11 protein-coding genes are annotated in these 13551 nt (G+C 73.2%); 1 reads left to right on the top strand and 10 read right to left on the bottom strand.

The window, feature by feature from the left end; all coding sequences use genetic code 11:
• The first annotated feature begins 25 nt into the window (after positions 1-25).
• Complete coding sequence (locus ACQ143_RS05375) at positions 26-997, top strand: LacI family DNA-binding transcriptional regulator (RefSeq protein ID WP_449570131.1); 972 nt, start codon at positions 26-28, stop codon at positions 995-997.
• A 4-nt stretch (positions 998-1001) separates the two neighbouring features.
• Here ACQ143_RS05375 and ACQ143_RS05370 read toward each other — a convergent pair whose 3' ends face one another.
• The 10 genes from ACQ143_RS05370 to ACQ143_RS05325 form a co-directional block, all read right to left on the bottom strand.
• Entirely contained in the window at positions 1002-1655 is a 654-nt protein-coding gene (locus tag ACQ143_RS05370) for a ThuA domain-containing protein (protein WP_449569679.1), read from the bottom strand.
• Position 1656: 1 nt separating this feature from the next.
• The gene (galE, locus tag ACQ143_RS05365) at positions 1657-2634 is read right to left on the bottom strand and encodes a UDP-glucose 4-epimerase GalE (protein ID WP_449569678.1); all 978 of its coding nucleotides are present in this window, start codon (positions 2632-2634) and stop codon (positions 1657-1659) included.
• A gap of 25 nt (positions 2635-2659) precedes the next feature.
• Positions 2660-4957 (bottom strand): beta-galactosidase, encoded by a 2298-nt coding sequence (locus ACQ143_RS05360; protein WP_449569677.1) that lies wholly within the window; start codon positions 4955-4957, stop codon positions 2660-2662.
• Positions 4957-5925, bottom strand: coding sequence for a serine hydrolase domain-containing protein (locus tag ACQ143_RS05355; RefSeq protein ID WP_449569676.1), 969 nt, complete (start codon positions 5923-5925; stop codon positions 4957-4959). The genes ACQ143_RS05360 and ACQ143_RS05355 overlap by 1 nt, the downstream gene beginning before the upstream one ends.
• The gene (locus tag ACQ143_RS05350; protein WP_449569675.1) at positions 5925-7685 is read right to left on the bottom strand and encodes a beta-galactosidase; all 1761 of its coding nucleotides are present in this window, start codon (positions 7683-7685) and stop codon (positions 5925-5927) included. Before ACQ143_RS05350 ends, ACQ143_RS05355 begins: the two co-directional genes overlap by 1 nt.
• Positions 7686-7752: 67 nt before the next feature.
• Positions 7753-9195 (bottom strand): aldehyde dehydrogenase (NADP(+)), encoded by a 1443-nt coding sequence (locus tag ACQ143_RS05345; protein ID WP_449569674.1) that lies wholly within the window; start codon positions 9193-9195, stop codon positions 7753-7755.
• 41 nt (positions 9196-9236) lie between these two features.
• A complete protein-coding gene (locus ACQ143_RS05340; protein WP_449569673.1) occupies positions 9237-10325 on the bottom strand; it encodes a mandelate racemase/muconate lactonizing enzyme family protein in 1089 nt (362 codons plus the stop codon).
• Positions 10322-11221, bottom strand: coding sequence for a 5-dehydro-4-deoxyglucarate dehydratase (locus ACQ143_RS05335; protein WP_449569672.1), 900 nt, complete (start codon positions 11219-11221; stop codon positions 10322-10324). Before ACQ143_RS05335 ends, ACQ143_RS05340 begins: the two co-directional genes overlap by 4 nt.
• Entirely contained in the window at positions 11218-12171 is a 954-nt protein-coding gene (locus tag ACQ143_RS05330; protein WP_449569671.1) for an NAD-dependent epimerase/dehydratase family protein, read from the bottom strand. Before ACQ143_RS05330 ends, ACQ143_RS05335 begins: the two co-directional genes overlap by 4 nt.
• Entirely contained in the window at positions 12168-13514 is a 1347-nt protein-coding gene (locus ACQ143_RS05325; RefSeq protein ID WP_449569670.1) for a Gfo/Idh/MocA family protein, read from the bottom strand. Before ACQ143_RS05325 ends, ACQ143_RS05330 begins: the two co-directional genes overlap by 4 nt.
• Positions 13515-13551: the final 37 nt, after the last annotated feature.

Raw genomic sequence — 13551 nt, 5'->3', positions numbered from 1 at the left:
GAAACGTATGCAGCAGCGCGTGTCGATGGCGGACGTGGCCGCGGTGGCCGGGGTCTCGGGCCAGACCGTGTCGCGCGTGGTCAACGGCAGCCCGCGCGTCGATCCGGCCACGCGTCGGCGGGTGGAAGCGGCGATGGCGCAGCTGGGCTACCGGCCCCACCGCGCGGCGCGCGCGCTGCGCACCGGCCGCACCGACACGATCGGCCTGGTCGTCTCGACGCTGGCGACGGTGGGCAACTCGCGCATGCTGCAGGCCATCGCCGATGCCGCCGCCGCGCGCGGCTACGCGCTCACCGTGGTGACGGCCACCGGGGTGGACGCCGTGGCCTCGGGCTTCGCGACCCTGCGCGACCAGGGGGTCGACGGCGCCATCGTCCTGAACGAGGCGACCGCGGCCGCGCGCGCCGCCGACGTGCCCGCGGGTCTCGCCGTCGTCGTGGTCGACTCGCCGGCCGACGACCGGTTCGTGGTCGTGCAGACCGACCATGCCGCGGGGGCGCGCCTCGCGGTGGAGCATCTTCGGGCGCTCGGTCACCGGTCGGTGGCGCACATCGCGGGCCCTGCCGACTCTTTCGCCGCGGCCGAGCGCGAGCGCAGCTGGCGGCAGGCGCTCGCCGATGCCGGCATCGACGCCGGCGACCCGGCGCGCGGCGACTGGACCGCGGCATCCGGGTACGCGGCTGCCGCGAATCTCGCCCCCGAGGTCACCGCGGTCTTCGCCGCGAACGACCAGATGGCGCTCGGCGCCCTGCGCGCACTGGCCGAGACCGGCCGGGACGTCCCCGGCGACGTCAGCGTCGTGGGCTTCGACGATGTCGCCGACGCCGCCGACTACCGCCCGCCGCTGACGACGGTCCGCCAGGACTTCGACGCCCTCGGCGCAGCGGCGGTGGCCTCACTCGTCGCCGCGATCGACGGCACCGTGCCGGCCGGCACCGCGCTCACCCCCGCCCTGGTGGTGCGGGCCAGCACGGCACAGCCCCGCTCGGCGCGCTGACGGTCTACCGGCGCCGGGCCCAGCGCGCCAGACGCCGGACGATCTCGCGGTGCGGCTCGGAGTCGTACGACCGCGTGTCGTGGCCGAGCGCGTCGTACGCGACCCGGGCGGCGCCGACCTCGCGCGTCCAGATCAGCGGATACCGCTCTCCCTCGTGGGCGTGATCGGCCAGCACGGCGGACCGTCCGACCTGCTGCAGCCGTGCGTACCGCTCGTCCGACACGGTGAAGTCGCCGAGCCGGTCGGACAGTGGGTGCCCGGGCAGCACCCGCACGGCCGCGGCATCCTCATACGGCGGGTGCATCGACACCTGCGGCAGCCACACGGCGCCGAGCAGGGCCGCCCACTCCGGGTAGCCGCGCAGGCTCGCCGCCGCCGAATGCAGCGCGAGGATCCCGAGGCCCTGTGCCGTGGCCACCGCCAGCCCCTGCTGCGACGCGGCGGGAGCCGGGGTGACCGTGTCCGCCCAGGGGTCGCCGGCGGCGACGACGAGCAGGTCGACGCCGTCCAGTGCGGTCATCGCGTGGTCGACGTCGGGGTCGACCTCGACCGTCCACCCGTCGTCGGTGAGGATCTCGCCCACGCGGGCACCGATTTCGGCGAAGGGATGCCACGGATCGGCGTACCGGCCCGTTCCGACGGCGATGAGCGCGCGCATGTCAGCCCGCGGCGCGGCGCGCTTCCCACCCCGAGCGCACCATCTCGTCGACGGAGTGCCGGTTGCGCCAGTCGAGGTCGCGGGCGGCCAGTTCGCCGGTGGCGACGATGCGGTCGGGGTCGCCGGGGCGACGCGGCGCGATCTCGGGGGTGAAGTCGATGCCGGTGACGCGCGCCATGGCATCCATGATCTGCTTCACGCTCAGCCCGTTCTGCGAGCCGAGGTTGTAGGCCGGCTCGATGGGCGCGCCGGAGGCAAGGCGCTGCGCGGCCACGACGTGTGCGGCGGCGATGTCGCCCACGTGCACATAGTCGCGCACGTTCGTGCCGTCTTCGGTGTCGTAGTCGTCGCCGAAGATCTTCGGCGTGCGCCCGTCGATGAGCGCCTCGAACACGAGTGGGAACAGGTTGTGCGGGCTTGTGTCGTACACGGCCGGGTCCGAGGACCCGACGACGTTGAAGTAGCGCAGCGAGGTGTGCCGCAGCGGGGACTCGGTGTCGGCGGTGGCCACGGCCTGGTCGCGGATCAGCCACTCCCCGATGAGCTTCGATTCGCCGTAGGGCGAGGCGGGACGCTTCGGCAGGTCCTCGGTCACCAGCGGAACGTCTGGGGTGCCGTAGACGGCGGCCGACGACGAGAACACGATGTTCGTGACCCCGGCATCCGCCATCGCCTCGAGCACGACCCGGGTGCCCTCGACGTTCTGCGCATAGGTGTGCAGCGGGCGCTGCACCGAGACGCCGGCGTACTTGAAGCCGGCGACGTGGATGACGCCGGTGACCTGGTGGTCCCGCAGCGTGCGCGTGACGAGGTCGCGATCGAGGATGGTGCCCTGCACGAACGGGATGCCGGCGGGCACGAACGCGGCGTGACCGCTCGACAGGTCGTCGATCACCACCGGATCGATGCCCGCGCTCGCGAGGGCGCGGACGATGTGCGCGCCGATGTATCCGGCGCCTCCGGTGACCAACCAGCTCATGCCTCTCCTCTGTCGCGTGTTGACGTCAACATGCTATCGCACCCGGTCGGTGTGCGACGGCCTGCCACGGTCCGCGGGCGCGCACGCGGACGGCGTCGAGCGCGAGCAGCTCGGTGTCGGCGCGCGCGAGGCGCTCCGCCGCCGGGGCCGGCAGCGCGATGGTCGAGGTGGATGCCAGGGGCAGCACGTGCAGCGTCACCTTCGAGCCTGCGGTGACGCCCGCGTCGACGAGCGAGACCGACCAGCGGGTGCCGTCCCAGAACCGGTCGTCCACGGGGCGGTCGTCCACCCGCAGCTGTGCGACGTCGCCGGCCCAGTCGATCTCGAGCACCGCGTCCTGCGCGGGGTCGGCCGCCCACTCCGGCAACGGTACGGAGTACACGGCCGCGGCCCGCTCGACGATGTCGCCGCCGGGCGCGCTGTGCCGCGCCCCCGCGAACCCGTAGTCGGCCGCCGCCGGCGCCGCAGGGCGCTCCGCGACCGGTGCGATGTCCTCGCGCGGAGGCGTCGCCCCGCCGGGGACGACCCCGGTCCACGCGCGGGTCACCGGGTCGTAGGCCGACACCGGCTCGCCGGCCGGCCGCGCACGCACAATTCCGTCGCCACCCCAGATCAGCGCGCCCGCACTCAGCAGCAGACGCCGGGCACCGGCCTCCCCGTCCTGCACCCACACCGGGGCATCGGTGGGCAGCACGAGCACGTCGATCCCGCCGATGCGCACGGGTGCGAGCCCGGGTGTGAGGGTGTGCACGGCGCCGTCGACCGAGATCTCGGGGGCGATGCCGGCCGTGGCGATGAGCACGAGCGTGGGCACCGGATCGGTGGCCGATGCGGCACGGCCGGTCGCCGGCAGCACGGTGAGCGCCGACGCGGTCGCCCAGTCCACACGCGACCCGCCGAGCTCCAGTCCGACCGGCCAGCGGGCGAGGGTGCCGGCCGGCACGGTGACCGGCCAGGGCGGGAAGGTCACGGCCCCGGCATCCAGCTCGACGCGCAGCTGCACGTCCGGAACGTCGGCCACCGGCTCGTGCGGCTGGTGGTGCGAGATGATCACGAAGCCCGTGGAGCCGTCCGCGCGCAGGGCCCAGCGCAGGGTCTCGCGGTCGTCGAGCCCCGCCGGACGCTCGTCGGGCAGCGACGAGGTCATGCCGCCCAGCAGGTCGCCGAAGGCCGACAGGAACGCGTGCTGCTCGCGCATGAGCGCGTACGAGTCGGCGAGATCGCCGGACTGCCCGATGGGTGCGTGGAAGTCGTAGCCCAGCTCGGGCATGTCATTGGGGTACCCGGTCGCCTGCGACTCCTGCAGCGCGGGGCCGGGGTTGGTGCCGCCCACGTACATGAAGTAGCCCTGCCACGCCGACCCGTTGCCGATCTTCACGTGCGCGAGCGCGGCGACGTCGCGTCCGGTCAGCACGGGGCGCCGGTGGTAGGCGGTCGCCATGCCGCTGCCCAGTTCACAGGTCGCCGGCGGGAACCCGTGCAGGTCGGCGGCGGCGCTGGCCACGATGCCGGCATCGGCGAACCCCTGGGTGGCGCGCACGTCGGCGCCGACGCCCGGGTCGTCCCAGTCGTGCGAGGGGAAGAAGTGCGCGCGGAAGGTGGGATGCCAGCTCTCGCCCGGGTCGACCCAGAAGCCGTCGGCGTAGCCGCCGAACAGCGGGAAGACCTCGCCGTCGGGCAGTTCGGCGCCGCCCCACCCGGTCGCGGTCCACAGGGGCGCGGCGATGCCGGCCTCGCGGGCCAGGCGCTTGAGCGTGACCAGGTGCTCCGGACGGTCGTACAGCTCGTTCTCGAGCTGCACGGCGATGACCGGCCCGCCCGGCTGCGCGCGGCCGTCGACGGCTTCGGCGAGCTGGCCGAACCATTCGCGCACGAGGGCGAGGTAGCGCGGATCGTCGCTGCGATGCTCGACGTCGGCCTGCTGCACCCAGTCGGGGAACCCGCCGTTGCGCGCCTCGCCGTGCACCCACGGGCCGATGCGCAGCGCCACGTCGAGCCCCGTCGCCGCGCACTCGTCGAGGAACGCGCCGACGTCGAGATTGCCGTCGAAATGCGCGACGCCGCGGGCGGGACTGTGGTGCAGCCAGAACACATAGGTCGAGGCGACGGTGATGCCACCGGCCTTCAGCTGCTGCAGCCGCTCACTCCACCGTTCGCGGGGCAGCCGGCTGTAGTGCAGCTCGCCCGAAGCGGGCACCCACGGCACGCCGTCGCGTAGCACGGCGCGGTCGGTGACGGCGAGGCCGCGCGCGGTCTCCTCGGAGGTCGGCATGGGGGCGGGTGCGGCGGGCTGGGTCCAGCCGCGGTGTCGTACGGTCAGCATCAGCGGCCGCTCACAATCGCGTTGTCGAGTTGGTCGATGTCGACCCCGTCGCGCAGTGCCCGGTTGGTCAGCAGCACCCAGGCTACGCCGACGGTCGGATGCACCCAGAACTCGGTGCCCGACCAGCCGGCGTGCCCGTACACATCCCGGTCGAGCAGGCCGGGGGCGCGGGTGCGCAGGTTCCATGTGAAGCCCCAGTCCTGCCCGCGCTCGGCCGGGTACGGTTCGAGTCGCGGGATGTCGCCGGTGAGTGGCCTGCGCATCATGGCAAGGGTCGCCGGGTGCAGGATGCCGGTGGTGTCGCCGGCACCGATGCGCAGCAGCGCGGTGCCCAGCCGCAGCAGGTCGTCGGCGCGCCCGGCCAGACCGGCGCCGGGATTGCGCAGCGCGGCGAAGCGGTCCATGTCCACGCCCGCGGCGGTCGCGTCGACGACCGGCTGGGCGCCGTTGAGGTCGAGGCCGAAACCGGTGGCGCCGATCTCCTCCGCCCACGTGGCGACCTCGGTGTCCCAGCCTCTGCCGGTGGTGTGCTCGATGAGCGCGGCGATGCCCGTGAACGCGATCGTCGAGTACCGCGACGCCGTCCCGGCGGCGAAGTCCCGGCCGGTGGTGACCAGGGCGTCGGTCAGCGGGGTCGCCGTGTCCAGGGCGGGCTCCGGGATGCCGGAGGTGTGACTGACGAGGTGGCGCAGACGCACGGTGTCGTCGCGGCCGGCGCCGAAGCCGGGCACCGCGGCCGACAGCGGCGTCTCGAGGGTGAGCAGCCCGCGCTCGACCGCCCGGGCGGCGGCGATGCCCACGAGGGGCTTGGTGATCGAGAACAGCGCGTACCGGTCGTCGGTGTGCGCGCCGCCGAACGCGTCGAGGGCGACGGTGCCGTCGGCGGTCGCGATGCCGAGCACGGCGGTGGGCAGCCGCTGTGCGGCGACGTGCCGGCGCACCCAGTCGAACGCGGCGGCGTAGGCCATCACTCCACCTCGTGGCCGAGGTCGGGCCGGGCGACGAACCGGGCGGTGGCGTCGGTCACGGCCTCGAGCTCGACGATGACGACGTGGTTCTCGCCGGCGCGGGTCACCGGGCCGGGCACGTAGAGGGTGCGCTGCGGCCCGCGGCGCCAGTACCGGCCGAGGAAGAACCCGTTGACCCAGGCGTACCCCTTGCCCCAGCCCCGGGTGTCGAGGAAGAGGTCGGCCGGCTCGTCGAGCGTGAAGCTCGCCCGCAGACCGACGGGGCCGGCCGCCCGGCCGTTCGCGATGACGTCGGTGGCTGCCGGGGCGTCGGTCACCGCCTGCCCGAGCGCGGGCACGTCGATCGTCCGCACGTGCCAGGGGCCGGCGACCGGCTCGCCGTCGATGCGCGGTGGGCCGATGATGCCCTTGGCCTCGCCGATCTTGGTGTCGTAGTTGACGCGGCCGGTCTCTTCGACACGCAGGCGCACGTCGGTGCCGGCCGGCAGCACGAGACTGTCGTCGCCGATCGTGCGCTGCACGATGCCCACCGGCTGTCCGTCGCGCGCGATCCAGGCGTAGTCGCGGATCTCGGCGTCGAGCACGGTCGGGATGTCGCTCGGGGCGGATGCCGTGTACTCCACGAGCACGATGTCGGAGCCCAGGTCGTCCATCGTGGGCGGCGTGTCGAAGGCGCCCCGATCGGTGGCGACGAGCTCGAGCGGGTCGGCGACGGCCTCGAAGGTCGCCGTGAGGGTGGGCGCGTCGACCGGGGTGGGCAGCGGCTCGTCGGGCACCGGTGCGTGCTGGGCGATGACCGTGCGGAACGCGTGGAACTTGTCGGTCAGGTCGCCGGATTCGCTGATGGGGGAGTCGTAGTCGTAGCTGGTGACCAGGGGCAGGTAGCGGCCCGAGTCGTTGGCGCCTGCGGTGAGGCCGAAGTTGGTGCCGCCGTGGACCATGTAGATGTTGACGGAGGCGCCGGCGGCCAGCAGCCGGTCGAGGTCGGCGGCACTGTCGGCGAACGTGGTGGTGTGGTGCTTCTCGCCCCAGTGGTCGAACCAGCCGCACCAGAACTCCATGCACATGAGCGGGCCGGTGGGCTGGTGCTCGCGCAGGACGGCGAGGCGTTCGGCGATCCGGCCGCCGAACGAGCCGGTCTTGTGCAGCGCGGGGTGGGCGCCGCCCTCGAGCATGTGGGGGATCGGCTGGTCGACCTGGGTGAGCGGCACGGTGATGCCGGCCTCGCGGGTCACGGTGACGAGGTGGTCGAGGTAGTCCTTGTCGGCGCCGTACGCGCCGTACTCGTTCTCGATCTGCACGAGGATGACGCTGCCGCCGCGGTCGATCTGCCGCGGGGCGATGATGGCGTTGACCTTCTCGAGGTAGGCGGTGACGTCGGCGAGGTAGCGCGGGTCGGCGCTGCGCAGCTTCATCGTCTTGTCGGCGGTGAGCCAGGTGGGCAGGCCCCCGTTGTGCCACTCGGCGCAGATGTACGGGCCGGGGCGGACGATGGCGTGCAGGCCCTCCTCGGCGATGATGTCGAGGAAACGGCCGAGGTCGACGTCGCCGTCCTGCCGCCATTGTCCTCGCACAGGCTGATGTGAGTTCCACGGCACATAGGTCTCGATGGCGTTCAGGCCCATGAGCCGGGCCTTGCGGATACGATCGCGCCACAGGTCCGGGTGCACGCGCGGGTAGTGCATGGCACCGGAGATGATCTGATGGGGCTGGCCGTCGAGCAGGAAGTCGGTCTCACCGACGAGGAAGCGGGATGTCACGGCTTCACCCTACCCGGTGATCGGGAAACGCTTTCCTACCGGCCCCCGGGGCCACGGTGCCGCGGTGTCACGGCGCGGTGAGGCGGCCGTTGCGGCGGTGCGGCAGTACGGCCAGTGCCTCGTCGCGCAGCGGTGCGGGCAGAAGCGCCGCGGGGGCGTCCTGGTACACCACCGGACGCAGGAACCGACGGATCGCGGTCGCGCCCACCGAGGTGTGCAGCGACGTCGTCGCCGGCCACGGTCCGCCGTGCTGCTGCGACCACGTCACCGCGACGCCGGTCGGCCAACCGGCGAACAGCACCCGGCCGGTGCGGCCCTGCAGCAGCTCGAGCGCCTCGGCGACGTCGTCGCCCGGCTCGGAGTGCAGCGTCGCGGTCAGCGACCCCGGCACGGCGCGCAGCGCGCGGTGCAGGTCGTCGGCGGAGTCGTAGTGCACCAGCAGCGTGACCGGTCCGAACACCTCCTCCAGCAGCGCGTCGGCGCGGTCGGCCACCGCACCGGCATCCGTGGTCAGCACGATCGGCTGGGCGCCGTCAGCGGTCTCGGCGCCGTGGGCGATGATCTCGACCGAAGGGTCGGCGACGAGGGCGTCGATCCCGGCGGGGAAGGATGCCGTGATGCGGTCGGTCAGCAGCGGCCCACCCGCGGCATCCACCACCGCAGCAGCGACCGCCTGCGCGAAGCCGCCGTCGCGCGGCACGAACACGACGCCGGGCTTGGTGCAGAACTGGCCCACGCCGAGGGTGAACGAGCCGACGAGACCGGCCGCCAGCTCGGCCCCGCGGGCGGCCACGGCGGCCGGGGTGATCACGACGGGGTTCACGCTGCCCAGCTCGCCGTAGAACGGAATCGGGTCGGGGCGACCGCTGGCCAGGTCGAACAGTGCGCGCCCGCCGGAGAGCGATCCGGTGAATCCGGCCGCCTGGATCGCGGGGTGCTGCACCAGTGCGTTGCCGGCCTCGCGACCCTCGACGAGGGCGAGCGAACCGGCCGGGGCGCCGGCGGCGGTCAGCGCCGCGATCGCGACCTCGGCAGTGCGGCGCGACAGGTCGGGGTGCCCGGAGTGGGCCTTCACGATGACGGGGTTGCCGGCCGCGAGAGCCGACGCCGTGTCGCCGCCGCACACCGAGAACGCGAAGGGGAAGTTCGATGCCGAGAACACCGCGACCGGCCCCACACCCACGAGCAGTCGCCGCAGTTCGGGGCGGGGCGGGGTCGCCGAAGGGTCGGCGTCGTCGACGGTCAGCTCGAGGTAGGAGCCCTCCTCGACGACCGTGGCGAACAGGCGCAGCTGTCCGGTCGTGCGGCCGACCTCGCCGGTCAGCCGACCGGTGCCCAGCCGTGTCTCCCGGTCGGCGATCTCCACGAGCTCGGGCGCGTGCGCGTCGAGTGAATCGGCCAGGGCCCGCAGCCAACCCGCCCGCGTCGCGGCATCGGAGGTGCGCCAGATCGGCGCGGCGGCGACGGCCGCGGTGGTCAGGCGGTCCAGTTCGGCGGTGCTCGTCGTCATCGGGGGTCCTTTCGTCGGGTGAGCAGGGTGGGGCGGGGCCCTCAGGCGAACGGCATTCCGAGTCCCTCGTGTGGCAGCTCGGTCAGGCGGCCGTCGGCGATACGCACCGGCGACGGGCCGTCGAGCGCACCCAGGCTGCCGAATCCGGCATCCTCGACGTCCTCGACCATCGGTGCGGGCACGCCCGGCACCGCCCGCAGCGTCAGGGCGATCTGGCCGGACAGCTCCGGCAGCAGGTGCGGGTGCACCGCGGCGCCGTACTCGGCGGCGATGGCCGCGATGCCGAGAAACGGGGTGAGGCCACCGACGCGCACGATGTTCGGCTGCACGATCTGGGCGGCGCCGGCGCGCAGGAAGTCGTCGAAGCGGTAGGTGTTGTGCAGGTTCTCGCCCACGGCGATGGGGATGCCGCTCGAGCTGCGGAGCCGACGGGCCAGCTCGGTGTGGCCATACAGGTCGTCGGCCCGCAGCGGCTCCTCGATCCATGCCGGGGCGACCTCGGCGAGCACCTCGAGGCAGGCGGTCGCCCGGTCCAGGTCCCATCGCTGGTTCGCATCGATCATGAGGGCGCGGGCGGGGCCGATCACCTCGCGCACGGCGCGCATGCGGTCGAGGTCCTCGGCGACGTCGGGCTTGCCGACCTTCACCTTCACGGCGTCGAAACCGGCCGCCACCCAGCGCTCGGCCTGCGCGACGAGCTCGTCGATCGTGTAATGCAGATTGACGCCGCTGCCGTAGACGCGCACGCTCTCGCGCTGCCGACCGAGGAAGCCGCTGAGGGAGGTGCCGGCCGCGCGGATCTCGGCATCCCACAGGGCGAGGTTCAGACCGGCCATCGCGATGGTGGTGATCCCGCCGCCTCCCGCCTCGTGGAGGTGCTGCCACAGCGGGAGCCACTCCGAGCCCGGGTCGGAGGACCGCCCGATCGCGAACGCCGGGATGTCGTGCTGCAGCAGCGCGTGCACGGCTTCGGCGCCGATCTGCGGCGTCCACGCGAAGCCCCAGCCCTCGACCCCGTCGGTGCGCACGACGTGCGTCGCGATGACGCCGACGCTGGTCACGTCGGCGCCCCAGGGACGCGTGAGCGGCACGCGGATCAGGCGGGAGTCGAAGGCGGCGATCGTGCTCACAGCAGCGCGCGTCCCGCCTCGAGGATCTCGGCCAGTCGGCGCTCCTGGTCCGGCGTCGGGTCGACCAGCGGCGCGCGCACACTGCCGACCGGCAGCCCGCCCAGGCGCAGCCCGGCCTTGATGAGCGACACCCCGAACCCGGGCGTCTCGTCGCGCAGGGCCACCAGCGGCGTGTAGAACGCGTCGAGCAGCTGGAGGCGCCGGGATTCGTAGCCGTCGATGTACGCGCGGTAATACGCATTGGCGACCTCGGGGATCATCGCGAACGCGGCCGACGAGTACAGCGGCATCCCGATGCCCCGGTACGCCGCCTGCGTCAGCTCGGCGGTGAGCAGGCCGTTGAACAGCGAGAAGTCGTCGCGGCCCGCCTCCCCGATCGCGCGCACGATCAGCTGCGCCGCACCGATGTCGCCGGCGCCGTCCTTGAAGCCGACGACCTTCGGGTTCCCGGCCAGGCGCCGCATCGACGCCGCGGTGAACTGCGCGTTCGCGCGGTGGTACACGATGACCGGCAGATCGGATGCCGCGGCCACGGCCTCGATGTAGGCGACCAGGCCTTCCTGCGTTCCACCGACCAGGTAGGGCGGCAGCACCAGCAGGGCGTCGGCTCCGGCATCCGCCGCCGCCCGCGCCACCTGGCGGGCATGCCCGAGCGGACCGCCCGCGCCGGCGACGACCGGTACGGCCCCGTCGACCGTCGCGACGGCGGTGCGCACGACCGTGCCGACCTCGTCGGCGCTCAGCGCATGGAACTCGCCGGTGCCGCAGGCGGGGAAGATGCCGCCGGGGGAATGTTCCAGCCGGGTCGAGATGTGGGTGGCGAGCAGGTCGGTGTCGACGCGGTCGGCGGCGTCGAACGGCGTGACCGGGAAGAACAGGATGCCGGTGAAGTTCATGCGGTGGCGTGCTTTCTCTCGGGGGTGGATGCCGGGGGCGCGCCGAGGCCCTCGGCGGCGGCGAGCTCGGTGCGCCAGTCATGCGCGGGCGCCCAGCCCAGCAGTCGACGGGCCTTGGCGTTCGAGAACGCCGACGCGGTGCCGGTGAGCACGCTCGCCACCTCCTCGGTGCCCGGGAAGAACCGCGGGATCAGCTCGGCGAGGGGCGCCGTGGCCAGGGCGTCGTCGGCGGCGACGAAGAAGGTCTCGGCGTTGGGTATCTCGGGCAGCGCCTCGAGCAGCCGGTCGCAGAACCCGGCGACGTCCCGCGCATCGACGTAGTTGAAGACCGCCGGCGCCGACAGGGCCGGGTCGTCGAGGCGCTCCCGCACGGTGTGGCCCTGCTGGGTGGGGGCGCCCGCCCACTCCTCGGGGGCGAGGACATAGCACGGGCGGAACGCGGCGAAGCGCACGGCGTCGCCGGTCTGCCGCGCGTACATCTGCAGCGACTGCTCGATCAGGTGCTTTGACAGGGCATATGCGTTCCACGGCATAGGGGGAGTGTCCTCGTCGAGCGGGAACCGCTCGGGCACCCACCCGGTCGGGGCGCCATACCCGAGCACCGTGGGACTGGACGCGGCGACGATCCGGGGGATTCCCGCCGTCACGCCCCCGCCGAGCACCGAGATCGCCAGTGCGGCGTTGGTGCGCATGATGACGTCCTCGGGGGCGCTGAACGGCACCGCGATCGCGGCGAGGTGGATGAGCGCGTCGGCCTGGGCGTCCGCGAGAGTGCGGGCCGTGGCATCCGCATCGAGCAGGTCGAGCGCGACCTGCGTGACGCCCTCGAGCTCGGCGGCATCCGAGACGGAACGGTCGAGCGACACGATCTCGTGCCCGGCGGCGGCGAGCCCCGCGACGAGGCTGCGGCCGAGCCGCCCGGCACCCCCGGTGACGACGATGCGGCTCATGCGCGTGCTCCGACCGGGTAGGCCAGCAGGCCGATGCCGAGATCGGCCACCTGTACCGGGAGGCCCGTCGCGAGCGACCGGTTGCCGGCGATGCCGACGGCGATCGACTGCACGCCGTCGGTCCAGTCCGCGGGCCGGCCCAGCGGGTCGTCGCCCGGCCCGACGAAGACGTCCTTCAGCAGCAGGGCGTCGCCGCCGCCGTGGCCGCCGGCGCCGTGATGGATGGGCACCTCTACCGGCTGTTCCCAGTGCCGCTGCACGAGGAGGCGTTCGCCGTGGGGGCGCAGCGCTCCGGCGTCTCGCTCGGCGATCGCGCTGGGATCGAGCACCGGGTGCAGGCCCTCGTCGACGAGCACCGCGCCGCGTTCGACGACCTCGAGCTCGGCCCGGCCGGCGGTGCCGTTGACGGCGACGCGGTAGCCCTCCCAGGGCGCGTGGGCGTTCAGCGAATACGACAGGGTGGCGCCCGAGGCGTAGTCGACGACGAGGGCGAGGTTGTCCTCGATCGTGATCCCCGGGCCGAACACATCGCGGTCGCGCAGATACCCGTCGTGCCCTTCGGCGTCGAGGTAGAGCGCCTTCAGGCGCGGGTCGTCACGCAGGTCGAGTTCGAACGGGTCGTGCACGCCCTCGTGGGTGCCGCGCTGCGGACGGTCGGCCAGGCCCCGGGCGGCGGCGTTCTCGGCGCCGTAGAACCGCAACCCTCCGCTGGCGTACACGCGCGTCGGGGTCGAACGCAGCCACCAGTTCACGAGGTCGAAGTGGTGGCTGGCCTTGTGGACGAGCAGTCCGCCGGAGTGCGCCTTCTCGCGGTGCCAGCGGCGGAAATAGTCGGCGCCGTGCTTGGTGTCGAGCATCCAGGAGAAATCGATCGAGGTGACCTGGCCGATCCGGCCGTCCTGGATCACCTGGCGCAGCGCGCTGTTGCGGGGCGAGTAGCGGTAATTGAAGGTCAGCACGACCTGCCGGCCGGTGCGGGCGACGGCGTCTTCGATCGCGGCGGCGCCGGCGGCGTCGATCGTGAGGGGCTTTTCCGCCACGACGTCGGCCCCGGCATCCAGGGATCGGACGATCAGCTCGGCGTGCAGGTCGTCGCGGGCGCACACGATGACCCGGTCGATGCGCTCCGTCGTGATGAGCTCTTCGAGCCGGTCCGGGTGCCACGTGCTGGGGGCGGGGTGTCCGGCGGCGGTGACCCGCTCGACATAGTGCGCGGCGCGCACGGGGTTCGGCTCGCAGATCGCGACGAGGTCGGCGCGGTCGGCGTAGGTGTCGGTGATCGCGTCGACGTACATCTGCGCGCGGTGGCCGGCGCCGACGAGCGCGTACCGAGTGGATGCCATGATTCTCCCCGCTGGCTCAGGAAACGTTTTCTCAGCG

It is taken from the genome of Microbacterium pollutisoli, from assembly GCF_053586795.1.
The sequence above is the reverse complement of the archived record's forward strand: the minus strand, read 5'-3'. Positions and strand labels throughout refer to the sequence as shown.

Excerpts from the sequence above, each read along its gene's own strand:
- ACQ143_RS05330 (WP_449569671.1), bottom strand. The coding sequence starts at position 12,171 with ATGAGCCGCATCGTCGTCACCGGGGGTGCCGGGCGGCTCGGCCGCAGC.
- ACQ143_RS05345 (WP_449569674.1), bottom strand. The coding sequence starts at position 9,195 with ATGACGACGAGCACCGCCGAACTGGACCGCCTGACCACCGCGGCCGTC.
- ACQ143_RS05360 (WP_449569677.1), bottom strand. The coding sequence starts at position 4,957 with ATGCTGACCGTACGACACCGCGGCTGGACCCAGCCCGCCGCACCCGCC.
- ACQ143_RS05325 (WP_449569670.1), bottom strand. The coding sequence starts at position 13,514 with ATGGCATCCACTCGGTACGCGCTCGTCGGCGCCGGCCACCGCGCGCAG.
- ACQ143_RS05370 (WP_449569679.1), bottom strand. The coding sequence starts at position 1,655 with ATGCGCGCGCTCATCGCCGTCGGAACGGGCCGGTACGCCGATCCGTGG.
- ACQ143_RS05375 (WP_449570131.1), top strand. The coding sequence starts at position 26 with ATGGCGGACGTGGCCGCGGTGGCCGGGGTCTCGGGCCAGACCGTGTCG.
- galE (WP_449569678.1), bottom strand. The coding sequence starts at position 2,634 with ATGAGCTGGTTGGTCACCGGAGGCGCCGGATACATCGGCGCGCACATC.
- ACQ143_RS05355 (WP_449569676.1), bottom strand. The coding sequence starts at position 5,925 with ATGGCCTACGCCGCCGCGTTCGACTGGGTGCGCCGGCACGTCGCCGCA.
- ACQ143_RS05335 (WP_449569672.1), bottom strand. The coding sequence starts at position 11,221 with ATGAACTTCACCGGCATCCTGTTCTTCCCGGTCACGCCGTTCGACGCC.